General features: G+C 63.2%; 20 protein-coding genes. 13 read left to right on the top strand and 7 right to left on the bottom strand.

What is annotated here, in order from left to right:
* Positions 1-92: 92 nt before the first annotated feature.
* Both NLY36_RS12685 and NLY36_RS12680 read left to right on the top strand, forming a co-directional pair.
* Positions 93-566: a carboxymuconolactone decarboxylase family protein gene (locus tag NLY36_RS12685; RefSeq protein ID WP_023736998.1), complete on the top strand. Its 474-nt coding sequence runs from the start codon at positions 93-95 to the stop codon at positions 564-566.
* Positions 566-1423: a sigma-70 family RNA polymerase sigma factor gene (locus NLY36_RS12680; RefSeq protein ID WP_023736997.1), complete on the top strand. Its 858-nt coding sequence runs from the start codon at positions 566-568 to the stop codon at positions 1421-1423. Before NLY36_RS12685 ends, NLY36_RS12680 begins: the two co-directional genes overlap by 1 nt.
* 113 nt (positions 1424-1536) lie before the next feature.
* Here NLY36_RS12680 and NLY36_RS12675 read toward each other — a convergent pair whose 3' ends face one another.
* On the bottom strand, positions 1537-2121 hold the full coding sequence (locus tag NLY36_RS12675) for a TetR/AcrR family transcriptional regulator (protein ID WP_023736996.1): 585 nt from the start codon (positions 2119-2121) through the stop codon (positions 1537-1539).
* Between the two features lie 105 nt (positions 2122-2226).
* Here NLY36_RS12675 and NLY36_RS12670 point away from each other — a divergent pair, with 105 nt between their 5' ends.
* Both NLY36_RS12670 and NLY36_RS12665 read left to right on the top strand, forming a co-directional pair.
* Positions 2227-3042, top strand: coding sequence for an oxidoreductase (locus tag NLY36_RS12670; RefSeq protein ID WP_023727313.1), 816 nt, complete (start codon positions 2227-2229; stop codon positions 3040-3042).
* A 67-nt stretch (positions 3043-3109) separates the two neighbouring features.
* On the top strand, positions 3110-4111 hold the full coding sequence (locus tag NLY36_RS12665) for an NADP-dependent oxidoreductase (protein ID WP_023736995.1): 1002 nt from the start codon (positions 3110-3112) through the stop codon (positions 4109-4111).
* Between the two features lie 97 nt (positions 4112-4208).
* On the opposite strand, the gene NLY36_RS12660 is transcribed toward NLY36_RS12665, so the two are convergent.
* Positions 4209-5126, bottom strand: a complete 918-nt coding sequence (locus NLY36_RS12660; protein WP_023736994.1) for a polyprenyl synthetase family protein — start codon at positions 5124-5126, stop codon at positions 4209-4211.
* A 132-nt stretch (positions 5127-5258) separates the two neighbouring features.
* Here NLY36_RS12660 and NLY36_RS12655 point away from each other — a divergent pair, with 132 nt between their 5' ends.
* The 4 genes from NLY36_RS12655 to NLY36_RS12640 all read left to right on the top strand — a co-directional run bounded on the left by NLY36_RS12655 (position 5259) and on the right by NLY36_RS12640 (position 8041).
* Positions 5259-5966, top strand: a complete 708-nt coding sequence (locus NLY36_RS12655) for a biosynthetic peptidoglycan transglycosylase (RefSeq protein ID WP_050587122.1) — start codon at positions 5259-5261, stop codon at positions 5964-5966.
* Between the two features lie 153 nt (positions 5967-6119).
* Positions 6120-6302, top strand: coding sequence for a 50S ribosomal protein L32 (rpmF, locus tag NLY36_RS12650; RefSeq protein WP_008834724.1), 183 nt, complete (start codon positions 6120-6122; stop codon positions 6300-6302).
* 196 nt (positions 6303-6498) lie between these two features.
* Entirely contained in the window at positions 6499-7446 is a 948-nt protein-coding gene (locus tag NLY36_RS12645; protein WP_031249426.1) for an agmatinase, read from the top strand.
* 193 nt (positions 7447-7639) lie between these two features.
* Positions 7640-8041, top strand: a complete 402-nt coding sequence (locus NLY36_RS12640; RefSeq protein WP_023670154.1) for a hypothetical protein — start codon at positions 7640-7642, stop codon at positions 8039-8041.
* A gap of 245 nt (positions 8042-8286) precedes the next feature.
* On the opposite strand, the gene NLY36_RS12635 is transcribed toward NLY36_RS12640, so the two are convergent.
* The 3 genes from NLY36_RS12635 to NLY36_RS12625 all read right to left on the bottom strand — a co-directional run bounded on the left by NLY36_RS12635 (position 8287) and on the right by NLY36_RS12625 (position 9734).
* Complete coding sequence (locus NLY36_RS12635) at positions 8287-8718, bottom strand: GlcG/HbpS family heme-binding protein (protein ID WP_023684003.1); 432 nt, start codon at positions 8716-8718, stop codon at positions 8287-8289.
* A 175-nt stretch (positions 8719-8893) separates the two neighbouring features.
* Complete coding sequence (locus NLY36_RS12630) at positions 8894-9127, bottom strand: hypothetical protein (protein WP_023684002.1); 234 nt, start codon at positions 9125-9127, stop codon at positions 8894-8896.
* A gap of 79 nt (positions 9128-9206) precedes the next feature.
* Complete coding sequence (locus tag NLY36_RS12625; RefSeq protein WP_023684001.1) at positions 9207-9734, bottom strand: winged helix-turn-helix transcriptional regulator; 528 nt, start codon at positions 9732-9734, stop codon at positions 9207-9209.
* 115 nt (positions 9735-9849) lie between these two features.
* Between NLY36_RS12625 and NLY36_RS12620 the strand changes: the two genes are divergently transcribed.
* The 5 genes from NLY36_RS12620 (at position 9850) to NLY36_RS31540 (ending at position 12657) form a co-directional block, all read left to right on the top strand.
* The gene (locus NLY36_RS12620; protein WP_023699362.1) at positions 9850-10683 is read left to right on the top strand and encodes an alpha/beta fold hydrolase; all 834 of its coding nucleotides are present in this window, start codon (positions 9850-9852) and stop codon (positions 10681-10683) included.
* 116 nt (positions 10684-10799) lie between these two features.
* Positions 10800-11456, top strand: coding sequence for a glutathione S-transferase family protein (locus tag NLY36_RS12615; RefSeq protein WP_023683999.1), 657 nt, complete (start codon positions 10800-10802; stop codon positions 11454-11456).
* 5 nt (positions 11457-11461) lie between these two features.
* Entirely contained in the window at positions 11462-11788 is a 327-nt protein-coding gene (locus tag NLY36_RS12610; RefSeq protein ID WP_023699361.1) for an ArsR/SmtB family transcription factor, read from the top strand.
* 23 nt (positions 11789-11811) lie between these two features.
* Entirely contained in the window at positions 11812-12186 is a 375-nt protein-coding gene (locus NLY36_RS12605; RefSeq protein WP_032887163.1) for a nuclear transport factor 2 family protein, read from the top strand.
* A 246-nt stretch (positions 12187-12432) separates the two neighbouring features.
* Positions 12433-12657 carry an SRPBCC domain-containing protein gene (locus tag NLY36_RS31540; RefSeq protein WP_023699360.1) on the top strand — a complete coding sequence of 75 codons (225 nt, stop codon included), beginning with the start codon at positions 12433-12435 and terminating at the stop codon, positions 12655-12657.
* 29 nt (positions 12658-12686) lie between these two features.
* Here the strand turns inward: NLY36_RS31540 and NLY36_RS12595 are convergent, their stop codons facing one another.
* Entirely contained in the window at positions 12687-12950 is a 264-nt protein-coding gene (locus NLY36_RS12595) for an ArsR/SmtB family transcription factor (protein WP_023690079.1), read from the bottom strand.
* Between the two features lie 32 nt (positions 12951-12982).
* Positions 12983-14221, bottom strand: a complete 1239-nt coding sequence (locus tag NLY36_RS12590; RefSeq protein WP_023683997.1) for an MFS transporter — start codon at positions 14219-14221, stop codon at positions 12983-12985.
* Positions 14222-14286 lie beyond the last annotated feature (65 nt).

Here is a 14286-nt window from a genome sequence, read left to right as displayed (position 1 = left end):
CGGGAAAGCACCTTCGAAAAAATCCAGCCTGAATGTCACACCGGCCGGACCTGCCTCGTCATGATGGCGTACCCAACACAAGGACTGCAATCATGACCGCCAAAATCGACCTCTTCGCCGCCGCCCCTGCGCTGATCAAGCAGTGGCAGCGCGCATCGACCGAACTCTCCGTCGCCGCCGGGCTCGAGCACAGCCTCAACGAGCTGGTGAAGCTTCGGGCGTCGCAGATCAATGGCTGCGCCAAGTGCATCAACCTGCATGCCACCGAAGCGCGCGAGAATGGCGAGACCGAGCAGCGCATCTATCTGCTGCCGGCCTGGCGCGAAGCGCCCTGCTACAGCGACCGCGAGCGTGCCGCGCTCGGCTGGACCGATGCGCTGACGCGCCTCTCGGAAGGACAGGACCGCGAAAGCGCCTATGATGATCTTAAGGCGCATTTCACCGAGGAGGAGCAGGTGAAGCTCACCGTTTTGATCAACATCATCAATGGCTGGAACCGCATCGCCGTTGGCTTCGGGCTCTACACCGACGCAGCAACGATACGCGCCAGCGCCAAGGCGGCCTGATGACGGCGACGGCACCCGACGACGCGGCAGCGGGCTTCGGCCCGCTGGGTCCGAAGCTGATGCGGGTCGCCTATCGCATGCTGGGCTCGGTGAGCGACGCCGAGGATGTCGTGCAGGATGCCTTCATCCGCTGGATGGGGACCGACCACTCGCAGGTTCGCGAGCCAGAAGCGTTCCTGCGCCGCACGGTGACGCGGCTTTGCCTTGACCAGCTCAAATCCACGCGGCGCCAGCGCGAGACTTATATCGGCCCTTGGCTGCCCGAGCCGATCGTCGAAGAGGGCGATCTTGAAGATGTCACCTTGCCGCTGATGTTGGCGCTGGAGCGGCTTTCGCCGCTCGAGCGGGCGGCCTTTCTGCTGCACGATGTGTTCGGGCTGGAATTCGAGGAGGTCGCGACCGCCATCGAGCGCGATTCAGCCGCCTGCCGCCAGCTTGCCGCTCGCGCACGGGGCCATGTCCGCGAGGCGCGGCCCCGCTTCAAGGTGGAGAAGCAGCGTGGCCTGGAGATCGCCGAAGCCTTTTTCGCGGCATCGCGCAGCGGCGACATGCAGGCGCTCGGCGCGCTGCTGACGGCAGATGTCAGCGCTCATGCCGATGGCGGCGGCAAGCGTCCGGCGGCTTTGGCGCCGGTGCTGGGCTTCGACGCCGTCATGAAGCAATACGCGCAAGTCGCGGCCTGGCTGCGCGACAATCGCTCGACGCTGGTGCGCATCGGCTTCGTCAATGGACTGCCGGGGTTCGTCACCCAGGAGGCCGATGGCGAACTGCAGACGACCGCGCTTGACATCGAGGACGGGAAGATCGCGGCCGTCTATGTCATGCGCAATCCCGACAAGCTCAGGCATCTGCGTTAGACCCGATTGAATCGGAGCGAAATACCGGTTCGGCCCGCCTCCAAAAGCCGGCCCTTCCTGTGTGCGACCCGCAGGACGATGTCAGGGCCCTTTGCCGCTGCCGCCACCGGCCTCTAGGATGCCTTCTCGCCGTCACGTGGCTGGATCAGCCTGCGCGCGGCATCTGCTCCTGCCGCAAGGAAGCGATCCGACAATTCGGTCCCTGCCACCGCGCGGGCCAGTTGAAGCGCGCCGATGAGGGTCGCAAAGACGCCCATGGCAACGCCTTCCGGATCCCTGGCCTGCGGAAGCGCTGCAGACAGCTGACGCACCAGAACCAGCAAGCGTTCGGTATAGACTTGGCGCGTTTCGGGCGGCTGACGCGCGAGTTCCGGGAGCAGCGCGGCGTTGGCGCAGCCCGTTCCCGGGTTGTCCCGGTGCGCAGCTGACAGATACGCCGCTATGCCCATCTCCGGACCACCGGCGGCCAATACCTCCTGCAGTTGCTGCACCTGGCTCTCCAGTGCCGCTACAAGGCTTTCACGCACGAGCTCCGCCTTGGACTGGAAATGCGGATAGAAGGCTCCGTTCGTCAGTCCGGCGTCGCCCATAATGGCTGCCAGTCCGGACGCGGCGATGCCGTCACCGCGAAAACGCTGGGCTGCGACCTCCACGATGCGATCGCGGGAGGCGTCCTTTCGGCCCTTTTCGTAGCGCATGGCTGCTATTCCTTTCTGCTATTGCATTACGGTTGTAATTTGATATTATGATCATAATTCAACCAGCGAACGAAAGCTAGCCCCAGTGGCTTTGGAGCATAAAAAATGAATGCGAACTCTGGAAAGACCGCAGTCGTGACCGGAGCCTCTTCGGGCATCGGCCGCGCCAGTGCCGAGGCCTTGGCGCGGGCGGGGTATACCGTCTTCGGGACAAGCCGCAGCAAGGCCGGCAACGGCCCGGCTAAGGTGTCCATGCTGACCTGCGACGTGACCGACGGGGAGTCCGTCAGCGCCCTCGTTGCAACCGTGCTGGCCCAGACCGGCCGCATCGACCTCTTGGTCAACAATGCCGGTGTCGGCCTGCTTGGCGGCGCCGAGGAATCTTCGGTCGCACAGGTGCAGGTTCTGTTCGACGTCAATCTGTTCGGCGTCATGCGCATGACCAATGCGGTGTTGCCGTCGATGCGGCGCCGCGGCCAAGGGCGCATCGTCAACATCGGCTCGATTCTAGGATTGGTGCCCGCGCCATACTCAGCGCACTACTCGGCGGTCAAGCACGCGCTGGAGGGCTATTCGGAGTCGCTCGATCATGAGGTTCGCGCCTTCAACATTCGCGTCTCGGTCATCGAGCCGGCATTCGTGCGCACCGTCTTCGACCAGAACGGCATCGAGCCGGATTCCCTGTTGAAGGACTACGATCAGGCGCGCGCCGGTCTCAAGGCGCTGCTTGCCGATGTGATGCCCAAAGCCGATCGGCCGGAAGTGGTGGCGGATGTGGTCGTCAAGGCAGCGACCGACGCCCGTCCGCGACGGCGCTATACCGCAGGGAAGGCAGCGCGCCAGGTCAGCCTGCTGCGCCGCTTCGCCCCCGCGGGGATGTTCGACAAGACCTTGCGCAAGCAGTTCCGCTTGCCGGTCTGAACAACGGCGGGACGGAGAATTTCACGCACAAACGGCACACCAACAGGCACTTCAGAAAGTCACTGCCATGAAGGCATTCGTTGTCGACAAATATAACAAGAAAGGCATTTTGCGGCTGGCCGAGATGCCGGAGCCGGAACTGCTGGACAATGACGTCCTGGTCGAGGTCCATGCCGCAGGAGTGAACCTGCTGGATTCCAAAATCAGAACCGGTGAATTCAAACTCATCCTTCCCTATCGCCGGCCCTTCATTCTCGGTCACGACGTGGCTGGAAGGGTTGTCAGGGTGGGCTCGAAAGTCCGCAAATTCAAACCCGGCGACGCCGTCTATGCGCGGCCGCGCGACGGCCGGATCGGGACATTCGCCGAATTCATCGCAATCGATGAAGCCGACGTGGCGCTGAAGCCGGCGAACCTCAGCATGGAAGAGGCGGCCTCGATCCCGCTGGTCGGTCTGACCGCCTGGCAGGCTCTCATCGAGAGGGCGGGTCTGAAGACAGGCCAGAAGATCTTCATCCAGGCTGGCTCCGGCGGCGTGGGGACATTCGCCATCCAGTTGGCAAAGCATCTCGGCGCGATCGTTGCGACAACAGCGGGCGCGGCAAGCAACGATCTGGTCAGGGATCTCGGTGCCGATGTCGTCGTCGACTACAGGAAGGACGACTTCGAGAAAATCCTGTCGGGCTACGACGTCGTCCTGAACAGCCAGGACGCCAAGACGCTTGAGAAATCCCTGACTGTGCTGAAACCGGGTGGGAAGCTCATCTCGATTTCCGGTCCTCCGGATCCCGAATTTGCCAGGAAACAGGGACTGAACGTGGTGCTAAGGCTGCTGCTGCGGCTGCTGAGCCGTGGTATCAGGACCAAAGCCAAGCGCCGGGGCGTGGGATTTTCGTTCCTGTTCATGTCGGCGCAAGGTGAGCAACTGAGCAAAATCACGTCCCTCATCGAAGATGGGGCGATTCGCCCGGTCGTCGACAGGGTCTTTCCTTTTGAAGCGACCAATGAGGCGCTGGCTTACGTCGAAACAGGACGCGCCAAGGGCAAGGTCGTCGTCAAGGTCAGATAGCGCGCCCAGTTGCTTTGGGGCATTTGAGAGACACCAAAGCAAGGCAGCGCAAGGCCGACAAATTCCGAAAACGGTTCGGCATCCGATCGCCCAAACCTCAGTTGTTGCGGATTGCCACGAAGCTTGCCGCTGCCTTCAGCAAGGCTGCCTGTTCACCGTAAGGCTCAAGCAATTCATGGGCCTGCTTGACCAGCCCATGGAGCTGGCTGCGCGCCCAGTTCGCGCCATGCAGCGCCACCAGCGTCGCCTTGCCGGCGGCTGCGTCCTTGCCGGTCGCCTTGCCCATCTGGCTGGCATCGGCGGTCAGGTCGAGCAGGTCGTCGGCAAGCTGGAAGGCAAGCCCGACCGCCGAGCCGAATTCGGCCAGCCGGTCGCGGTCCTGCGGTGCGGCGCCGGCAATGATCGCGCCGGCTTCGCAGGCGAAGCGGATCAGCGCGCCGGTTTTCATCGCCTGCAGCCGGATAATGCCGGCTTCGTCCGGCCTGCTGCGCTCGGCTTCGAGATCGAGCGTCTGCCCGCCGACCATGCCCCCAGTGCCGGCCGCGCGCGCCAGCGCCAGCACCAGTGCCGCCCTGCGCTCCGCCGGCAGCGCCGTCGCCTCATCGGCGAGGACATCGAAGGCAAGCGTCAGAAGCGCATCGCCGGCAAGTATGGCGGTGGCTTCATCGAAGGCCTTGTGCACGGTCGGCTGGCCGCGGCGCAGATCGTCGTCGTCCATGGCAGGCAGATCGTCATGGATCAGCGAATAGCAATGCACGCATTCGAGCGCCGCCGCCACGCGCATCGCCGCCTCGCCATCGGCGCCAAAAAGGGCGGCACTTTCCATGACCAGGAAGGGGCGCAGCCGCTTGCCGCCGTTCAGCACGCCATGGCGCATGGCCGCCATCAGACGCTCCGGCCGGGCGATCTCGCCGGCAAGCGTGCGGCCGTCGAGCAGCAGCCTGAGCCCGGCCTCGATCGCCGCCGCCCGCCCAAGAAGTGCGGCCTCAAAGGCCAATTGCTCGTCTTTCGTCATGGCCGGGAGCGGTAGCCGACACTCAGACGTTGCGCAAGAAGCCTCGCGCCATTATGCCGGAGGCGGGAGAGTGGCGCGGGTGGGGGCGGCTTGACGGAACCGATCGTCGATCATGAAACCGAAGGGTTTGAGATGGCGCGACCAAGGCGCGTGAACCGCGCCGGTCTGAAGCGCCTGGCACGGCGCGGCCTGGTCGTCGCCGTCGTGCTGGCGGCGATACCCATTGTGCTGACCTTCCTCTATCTGCCGTCCTTCGTGCATCCGATATCGACCTTGATGGTCAAAGACCTCGCGACCTTCTCCGGTTACGACCGGCGCTGGGTGTCGATCGACGATGTGTCCCCGGTGCTGGCCAATTCGGTGATCATGTCGGAGGACGGGCAATTCTGCTTCCATCGCGGCATCGATCTCGGCGAATTGCGCGGCGTCGTCGACGATGCGCTGGCCGGCGAGGCGACGCGCGGCGCCTCGACCATCACCATGCAGACGGTGAAGAACCTTTTCCTGTGGTCGCGGCCGCTGGGCTCGGTGCGCAAGGTGGTCGAACTGCCGCTGGCCGTCTATTTCGACGCGGTGATGTCGAAACGGCGGATCATGGAGATCTACCTCAACATCGCCGAATGGGGGCCGGGCATTTACGGCATCGAGGCGGCGGCGCAGCACCATTTCGGCGTTTCGGCCAAACAGCTGTCGCGGCGGCAGGCGGCATTGCTGGCCGTCTCGCTGCCCAATCCGATCGCCCGCAATCCGGCCAAGCCCGGTCCGGGTCTGCGGCGGCTGGCGTCGCTGATCGAACGCCGCGCCGGCCGTTCGGGCGCGTATGTCGGTTGTCTTGATTAGGTAGAACCGCTGCCAGTTCAAAAAAAATCGCCACGGTGCTGGCCAAAACGGCGCAGGGCGTGTATAGGCACCCGACTTTCTCAGATTATGGCCCTGACGCGGCCCTTTCACGAGGGCTATCGGGGCATTTTGACCATGTAGTGGAGCATATCCATGGCCGTTCCGAAACGAAAAACCTCTCCGTCCAAGCGCGGCATGCGCCGCTCGGCCGACGCTCTCAAGGCCCCGACCTATGTCGAGGACAAGAATTCCGGCGAAATGCGCCGCCCGCACCATATCGACCTGAAGACCGGCATGTATCGCGGTCGCCAGGTGCTGACGCCCAAGGAAAGCTGAGACCAGCTTTCGAAGGGTTTGAATGCCAAAAGAACCGGCCATTGGCCGGTTTTTTTGCGTTTGGTGCGCGTCGCGCCGCCAACTATGCCAAAGACCGGGCGTCCGTGGCGATACAAGCTGCGGCGGCGGTGCTGTATTGAGTGATGCCTTGTCGCGGCGCTTCCGCGCGATGATCGACCGGCTTCAGAGGGACCGCATGACCAAGCTCACCACAGCACCGCGCGATATCTGCCAGACCTTCATGAACTTCCCGCTGGTCGAGGACCTCGATGCGCTGAAGGCGGATGTCGCCATCATCGGCATGCCTTACGGCAGTCCCTACACGATCGACGAGTTGGTCAACGACCAGACCAACGCGCCGACGGCGGTGCGGCGCGCCTCGCAGCGCATCAGCCTCGGGCTCGACCGCTATGATTTCGACATTGGCGGAACCCTGTTTGACGGGCAGGACGTCAAGGTGGTCGATGTCGGCGATGTCCCCGGCGATGCCGCCGGCGGCCACTACAGGTTGGCCGAAGCGGCGATCCGAAAGATCCGCGTCGCCGGCGCCTTGCCGATCACCATTGGCGGCGATCACGGCATTCCGATCCCGATCCTGCGGGCGCTTGACGGCGAAGGGCCGATCACCCTGGTTCAGATCGATGCCCATCTCGACTGGCGCGACAATGTCAACGGGGTCAGGGAAGGCTATTCCAGCCCCATCCGCCGCGCTTCGGAGATGGCGCATATAGCCGGGATTTTCCAGCTCGGCATCCGCGGCCAGGGCAGCGCCCGGCTCGAGGAGGTCGAGGCGGCCCGCGCCTACGGCTCCAACATCGTCACCGCCAATGAATGGCAGGATATCGGTACGGCGGCGCTGCTCAAGCGCATCCCGGACCGTGGCCGCTATTACCTGACCATCGATGCCGACGGTCTCGATCCCGCTGTCATGCCGGCGGTCGAAGGCCCGGCGCCTGGCGGCATCAGCTACCGGCAGACGATCGAACTGATCAAGGGGCTGTTCGCCAAGGGACGTGTCGTCGGCATCGACATCGTCGAGATCGCGCCGGCGCGCGACGTCAACGAGATCACCTCGATGACCGCCGGCCTTTTCATCCTCAACGCTATCGGCGCCGCCGTGCGGACAGGCCAGTTCAAGCGCTGAATCCCGGCGTGTCGGTGGTCAGCCGGGGCAACTGTGGCTGACAGGGTTGTTTCGCGCGGTCTTTTTCCGTGTTTGCGGGCGCTAGCGAAAAATCTTGACGGCGTGCCTGCGGGGCATTCTACAGAAGGTGCCCCCATTGTTTAGGCAATTCCTTGGGAAACCGCTTTCCTGGAATTGCTAGAGGAGACGCCTGATGTTCGGTGCCATCCCGCTGCTGATCGTGCCCTTCGTGGCCTACAATCTCGGACTCCTCGGAATATTCGGCAGCGGCGACGATCCGTGGGCGACCGAGATCTTCTCGTTCAGCATGATGTCGGGCGGGGTGTTCTCGATGACGCTCGGCGACCTGATGGTGGTGATCGGGCTGATCTTCCTGTTCCTCGAAATGGTGAAGTCGGTGCGCACCACGAACGCCTCGATCATGGACCATCTGTTGTCGACGCTGGTCTTCGTGGCGTTCCTGGTCGAGTTCCTGCTGGTGAAGGGCGCGGCGCACTCCGTCTTCTTCACGCTGATGGTGATCGCCCTGTTCGATGTGCTGGCCGGGTTTTCGGTGTCGATGCGGTCGGCGAGTAGAGACATAAATTTGAACTAGCCGCCTTCGTTGGATGGTCGCATCCGTTCGCGATTGGCGTGGCTGCTCTTTCTGGTCCTCCTGGGGCGAAGCAAGGAGCGAAGCGACGCGGCGCAGACCTTGGGATCCATTCCGTGAAGCTAAGGCGTTGCAACGGTTCAGAATTCTGCTCCGCTTACACTTGCGGCAAAGGTCGCGGCATGGATCCCGGGGTCTTCGCGACGGAGCTTCGCTCCTGCTTCGCCCTGGGATGACGAAGCTCCCCCTCAGCCCGGATCGGCGGTGAAGCCGGCGGCTTCGATGCCAGCGATGGCGGCGGCCTCGTCATTGTCCGACGTATCGCCCGAAATTCCGACGGCGCCGATGGCGGCGCCTGCCTTGTCGCGGATCAGCACGCCGCCGACGACTGGCAACACGCGTCCACCCGAGACGTCGGAAATGCCGGCGACGAGATGCGGCCGCTCCTTGGCGAAAGCCTCGACACGGCGCGAGCCCATCCCGATGGCGAGCGCGCCATAGGCCTTGCCGGCCGACATTTGCGGGCGCAGGAACGAGGCTCCGTCCTGACGCTGGAAGGCGACGAGATGCGCGCCGGCGTCCAGCACGGAAACGCCGAGCGGCTTGAGCTTCAGCTCGGCGCCCTTGGCGAAGGCGGCGTCGATGATGTGCTTGGCTTTTTCGAGGGTCAGTGCGGTCATGGCTGTCTCCTGATCAAAACGCGTCAATCATCGCCTGACATGCGGGATGCGAAATCCCGGTTGCGGTTGAAATTGCTTCGCGTGGGAAAGCGGAAATGGCGGGCATTGCTGATCGTGGCACATGGCGGATACGATCCGCCGGCATCCAGATCGGGCGTCGATGAAGAAGGCCGCGCTATTTTTTCTTGGCTCGGGGCGCTTTCTTGACCGGAACGGCAGGGGCGTTGGCGAGGTCTTCCGCTTCCTTGGCAAGGCGCAATGCCCGGAGCTTGTTGGTCTTGGCCTGGCGGGCGTCGGCCTCGGCGACATACTCCGCCATCGCCTTTTGCCGCACCGTGGCTGCCTCTTCCTGCTTCTTGAAACGCATATCTGCCCTGGCGCGGGCAGTATCCTTAGAGTTCTCGACCAAGAGCGTTATCCAATCCCGTAAATTATGTTTTTCAGCCCCTTGATAGCAGAGCCGGCCTGATAATGGGGAAATAAGTTGGTCAAGCGGCCGGGGCCTCGATGCCGCTCGACGCCTTGCGGGCTACCACCGCCTCATATCCGGCCTGCAATGTAGCGCGGACGGAAGGCTGCGCGGGTGTGGCGACAGGCGTGCCCAGATGGTCGTGGCGCAACTCGTCCATGAACTGCTCCCACATTGGCGGCCCGCCTTTCTCCAGCAGCTCGGCGCGGATCGAAAGCTCCTCGCTCACCGGCAGCCAGACGCGGCCCCAAGCGCCGAGATGCGCCATGATCGGCACCAGCGTGATGGCCATCTCGGTCAGGCTGTAGATCGCCTTCTGCTTGTGCGAGGGGTCGTCGGCCTTGGTCAGCATGCCGAGTTCCATCAGCCGCTTCATCCGGTCGGCCAGGATATTGGAAGCGATGCCCTCGATCGAGCCGTTGAGCAGTTCGCGAAAGTGGCGTTTGCCGCCAAAAATCATGTCGCGCAGGATGATCAGGCTCCAGCGATCGCCGAACACTTCCAGCGACAGATTGATAGGGCATCCCGAGCGGTGTTCGGTTTTCATCCGACTCTCCTCAAAAAACCGGTTGCATTATCGTATCAGTTTTATTATCGTGCAACCGATTGCAAAATGCAACCAGTTTGATTGGCCTTTGATTGGCCGATAGGAGGAGAGTCCCATGACAAGGGCCGCAGCACCCGAAATCGTCTCCCAGACGTTTGGCGATCCCGGAGATCCAGCCATTCTGCTGATCATGGGCGCCATGGCCTCGATGCTCTGGTGGCCGGAGGCGCTCTGCAAAAAGCTCGCCGGCGAAGGCCACTTCGTGATCCGCTACGACAATCGTGACACCGGCCTGTCGACCAAATATACGCCGGGCGAGCCGCCGTATACGTTCGACGACATGGCGGACGATGCGGTGCGCGTCCTCGACAGTTGCGGCATCGGCAAGGCGCATGTGATCGGGATGTCGATGGGCGGCATGATCGCGCAACGACTGGTGTTGAAACATCCCTTGCGTGTCATCTCGCTGACCGTAATCAGCAGTTCGCCGGTGGGGATCGACACATCGCAGCTGCCGGGAACGACCGAAGCCTATATGGAGCACTCGGCCGATGGCGCCAGAGTCGACTGGTCGAACCGCGACCAGGTGGTCGGCTTCGTCGTCAAGGATGCGCGTGCGATCGCCAGCACCGCGCATCACTTCGACGAGAAGGCGATGCGGGCGTTCGTCGAACGGGACTACGACCGATCCGGCGGCTTCCTGAGCGCGACTAACCATTTCATGCTGAAGAGCTGCGAGGATCTGAAAGGACGCCTGCGCGAGATCAAGGTTCCGCTGCTCGTCATTCACGGGACATCGGATCCGATCTTTCCGGTCGAGCATGGCGCAGCCCTTGCCGACGCTGTTGCCGGCGGGCGGCTTGTCCGCGTCGAAGGCGGTGGCCACGAACTGCATCCCGACGACTGGGGCACGATCGTTGCCGCCATCGTCACGCATACCAAACCCTGAAGGCAGTCTGGAACCTTGACACATTCGCCTCACGGAAATAGTTAAGTAATTGCTTCAGTGTCGGCGCAGGCTGGCACCGCTCCAGCATCGGCGAACCACAAACAGACGAGCAAAAAATGTCCCTGACCTTCCATTTCCATCCGCTGGCATCGTTCTGCTGGAAACCGCTGATTGCGTTCTACGAGAACGACACGCCCTTCACGCCGGTTATCGTCGACCTCGGCGACGAGCAGTCGCGGGCAGCATTCCTGAAGGTGTCGCCGACCGGCAAGATGCCGGCGCTGCGTGACGATGCACGCAATCGCACGGTGCTGGAATCGACCATCGTCATCGAATATCTGGCCGCGCATTATCCCGGGCCGGTCGAGCTCATCCCGGCCGAGGCCGACCTTGCTCTCCAGGTCCGCCAGGCCGACCGTTTCTACGATTTCTACGTGCAGGCTCCGATGCAGAAGATCGTCGGCGACAGGTTGCGCCCGCAGGACAAGACCGATCCGTTCGGGGTCGAGGAAGCGCGCGCGCAACTGCGCAACGCCTATGCGATCATCGAGGAGGAGATGCGTTCGAAAATCTGGGCGGCCGGCCCCACCTTCACCATGGCCGACTGCGCGGCCTCGCCGGCGCTGTTCTACGCCAACAAGGTCGAGCCGTTCGGCGACAGCTATCCGGCCGTGAAACACTACCACGACCGCCTGCTCAAGCGGCCGTCCTTCGCCCGGGTGGTCGAGGAGGCGCAGCCCTACTTCAAGTTCTTTCCCTACAATAACGGCTGATCGCGATGCTGCACGATCCCGCCCAGCTCGACCTGATGTTCCAGGCGCTCGCAGACCCGGCCAGGCGCAGCATGGTCGAACGGCTGTCGCGTGGGCCGGCCTCGGTCAGCCAGTTGGCCGAACCGCTGGCGATGTCGCTGTCGGCCGTCGTCCAGCATCTCAACGTGCTCGAAGCAAGCGGGCTGGTGCGCTCGGAAAAGCTCGGCCGCGTGCGCACCTGCCAGATCGCGCCGCAGGCGCTGCGCAGCGCAGAACACTGGATCAACGAACGGCGGCTGACATGGGAGCGTCGGCTCGACCGGCTCGGCGATTTTCTCGCCGGGACCGAATGACCTGAAGCAGAGGAGAAATGACCATGCCCGGCAAAAGCAGAGCGGAGTTGATCCGCGGCTATTTTTCCGCCTACCAGGCGAATAACAAGGCTGCCGTCGCGGCGGTGCTCGCCGACGATTTCACCTTCACCAGCCCCTATGACGACGCCATCGACCGTGCGACCTATTTCGAGCGCTGCTGGCCGGACAGCCCGGCCTTCAGCTCGATCGTCATCGAGCGGATATGCGAGGACGAGGACGCCGCCTTTGTCCTCTATCGCTGCGAGACGGCGGACGGAAAGACCTTCCGCAACACCGAACTGCATCTGTTCCATGACGACAGGTTGCGCGCCGTCGAAGTCTATTTCGGCGCGTCCTATCGCGACGGCGTCTTCGTCGCGCAGAAACCATCAAGCTGACCTAGAGGACCTGACCATGGCCGAACGATCCGTCGTCCACTCCACCTTCGTCCTCGAGCGCCTCTATCCATTTGCACCGGCGAAAGTCTATTTCGCGCTCAGCGATCCGGCCGCCAAGCGGCGCTGGTTCGCCGACCCCGACAACCCGATGACCCACAGGCACGAAATGGATTTTCGCGTCGGCGGTCAGCCGGCGGGCCGAAGGACGGGCCGATCCACACCTATACCGCCACCTATCAGGACATCGTGCCCAACCAGCGCATCGTCTACAGCTACGACATGCTGTTCGGTGATGTCAGAATCTCGGTTTCGCTGGCGACAATTGAGCTTCGCCCGGAAGGCACGGGCACGCGTCTGGTGCTCACCGAGCAGGGCGCGTTTCTCGATGGGCACGACACACCGTCATCGCGCGAGCATGGTACCGGATTCCTGCTCGATGCGCTGGGCAAGGCGCTGGCAACGGACACTTGAAAGCCAGGGAGGCGAGCTGGAATCTCGGCCTATGCTTCCCAGAACTGATCAAGCCAAATATTGAGCTTGAGGAAGCCGGCACTGCTGACTGTATAGACGCGCCTCGTGCCCTCGGCCCTGGCCTGAACCAGACCGGCGTCCAGCAACACTTTCAAGTGCTGGGACACGGCCGGGCGGGAGACTGGAAGGCCCGAAGCCAGCTCGTTGACGGTTTTCGGGCCACGCCGGAGCTCTTCCAGAAGATAGCGCCGGTTGGGGTCGGCAATCGCCATGAAGGCGTCAGAAAAGATCATGCCTATACTTGTGGGGCAAAGCTTTTCAAATCTCAACCGTCGGCTTCCGCTTTTCTGAGCCGCAGTGCTTCAGGGGTGACCGAGCGATCGGCCGGCTGGGTCTTGAAGGCATCGCGGTCTTCGATCGGCACCGGCGCGCGGCGGCTGATGCGCAGCAGCGTGTAGGCGGCGAGGCTGAGATGCGCCAGCGCGGTGGCCAGGAACAGGCCTTCGGGGCGGAGCCAGCCCATCAGGGCGGCAGCCAGCAAGGGCCCGATCATGGTTCCGAAGCCATACAGAAGCAGCAGGCCGCCCGAGACCTTGACGAAATCCTCCGATCGGGCGTGGTCGTTGGCATGCGCCACGGCGATCGAATAGAGCGTGTAGGCAAAGGCGCCGTAGGCAGCGGCGAAGACAATGACGAGGACGGCGGAACGCGGTTCGAACAGGAAGATCAGGATGGCGAACAGTGCGGCGCCGAAAGCCGCGCCCGCCAGCACGAAACGGCGGTCGGTCTTGTCGGAGAGGCGTCCGGCCGGAAGCTGCATGGCCGCGCCGGCAATAACGACAAGGCTCATCATCAGTGCGATCTGGGCGGTGGAGATGCCGATACGGGCGCCGTAGACGGCGCCAAGCGTGCCCCAGGCGCCATTGGCGATGCCGACCAACAGGCAGGCGATCGCCGACACCGGCGAGTTGGCGTAGAGACCTTTGACGTCGAGCTTGACGTCCTGCAAAGGCTTGGGAGACGAAGCCGACGACACCGCGGTCGGGATCAGCGACAGGCAGAACAATATGCCGGTGATCATGAACAGCGATGCCGATCTGACGTCGCCGCCGGCAACGATCATCTGGCCGCCCATGATCGAGGCATAGGTGACCATCATGTAGAGGCCGAAGACGGTGCCGCGGTTCTCGTTGGTGGCCTTCTCGTTCAGCCAGCTTTCGATGACCATGAAGGCTCCGGCCATGGTGAAGCCGGTGAAGGCGCGCAGCAGGATCCAGACATATTCGTCGATGATCAGGCCGGTAAGCAACGCCACGATGGCGCCCGAAGCGGCAAAGGCGCCGAACGCCCGGACGTGGCCGGCGCGGCGCACCAGGCGCGGTGCGAAGAAGCAGCCGGTGACGAAGCCACCGGCCCAGGCCGTGCCCATCAGGCCGAGCGATGCGGTCGAAAACCCTTCGAGCTGGCCGCGCAACGGCAACAACAGGCCGTGCAATCCCGAAGCCGCGAGCAGGAAAGCGGTGCCGCGAAGCAGCGAGAGGATCGGCCTGTAGCTTGCAAACATTGTTTGATCCGTCTGGAGATTCGGTGGCGGGGTCTGAAGACAGGCGCATTCGGGCTTTTCGGCGG

The organism is Mesorhizobium sp. C399B (assembly GCF_030323185.1).
GTDB lineage: Bacteria > Pseudomonadota > Alphaproteobacteria > Rhizobiales > Rhizobiaceae > Mesorhizobium.
Note: the sequence above shows the minus strand (reverse complement) of the source record. Positions and strands in the feature narration are given on the sequence as shown.

What these genes read in the sequence shown, in the direction of transcription:
- NLY36_RS12640 (WP_023670154.1), top strand. Translation starts at nt 7,640, where the DNA reads ATGTTCGGTGCCATCCCGCTGCTGATCGTGCCCTTCGTGGCCTACAAT.
- NLY36_RS12590 (WP_023683997.1), bottom strand. Translation starts at nt 14,221, where the DNA reads ATGTTTGCAAGCTACAGGCCGATCCTCTCGCTGCTTCGCGGCACCGCT.
- NLY36_RS12665 (WP_023736995.1), top strand. Translation starts at nt 3,110, where the DNA reads ATGAAGGCATTCGTTGTCGACAAATATAACAAGAAAGGCATTTTGCGG.
- NLY36_RS12645 (WP_031249426.1), top strand. Translation starts at nt 6,499, where the DNA reads ATGACCAAGCTCACCACAGCACCGCGCGATATCTGCCAGACCTTCATG.
- NLY36_RS12685 (WP_023736998.1), top strand. Translation starts at nt 93, where the DNA reads ATGACCGCCAAAATCGACCTCTTCGCCGCCGCCCCTGCGCTGATCAAG.
- NLY36_RS12660 (WP_023736994.1), bottom strand. Translation starts at nt 5,126, where the DNA reads ATGACGAAAGACGAGCAATTGGCCTTTGAGGCCGCACTTCTTGGGCGG.
- rpmF (WP_008834724.1), top strand. Translation starts at nt 6,120, where the DNA reads ATGGCCGTTCCGAAACGAAAAACCTCTCCGTCCAAGCGCGGCATGCGC.
- NLY36_RS12620 (WP_023699362.1), top strand. Translation starts at nt 9,850, where the DNA reads ATGACAAGGGCCGCAGCACCCGAAATCGTCTCCCAGACGTTTGGCGAT.
- NLY36_RS12635 (WP_023684003.1), bottom strand. Translation starts at nt 8,718, where the DNA reads ATGACCGCACTGACCCTCGAAAAAGCCAAGCACATCATCGACGCCGCC.
- NLY36_RS12615 (WP_023683999.1), top strand. Translation starts at nt 10,800, where the DNA reads ATGTCCCTGACCTTCCATTTCCATCCGCTGGCATCGTTCTGCTGGAAA.
- NLY36_RS12675 (WP_023736996.1), bottom strand. Translation starts at nt 2,121, where the DNA reads ATGCGCTACGAAAAGGGCCGAAAGGACGCCTCCCGCGATCGCATCGTG.
- NLY36_RS12595 (WP_023690079.1), bottom strand. Translation starts at nt 12,950, where the DNA reads ATGATCTTTTCTGACGCCTTCATGGCGATTGCCGACCCCAACCGGCGC.
- NLY36_RS12680 (WP_023736997.1), top strand. Translation starts at nt 566, where the DNA reads ATGACGGCGACGGCACCCGACGACGCGGCAGCGGGCTTCGGCCCGCTG.
- NLY36_RS12605 (WP_032887163.1), top strand. Translation starts at nt 11,812, where the DNA reads ATGCCCGGCAAAAGCAGAGCGGAGTTGATCCGCGGCTATTTTTCCGCC.
- NLY36_RS12655 (WP_050587122.1), top strand. Translation starts at nt 5,259, where the DNA reads ATGGCGCGACCAAGGCGCGTGAACCGCGCCGGTCTGAAGCGCCTGGCA.
- NLY36_RS12610 (WP_023699361.1), top strand. Translation starts at nt 11,462, where the DNA reads ATGCTGCACGATCCCGCCCAGCTCGACCTGATGTTCCAGGCGCTCGCA.
- NLY36_RS12670 (WP_023727313.1), top strand. Translation starts at nt 2,227, where the DNA reads ATGAATGCGAACTCTGGAAAGACCGCAGTCGTGACCGGAGCCTCTTCG.
- NLY36_RS12625 (WP_023684001.1), bottom strand. Translation starts at nt 9,734, where the DNA reads ATGAAAACCGAACACCGCTCGGGATGCCCTATCAATCTGTCGCTGGAA.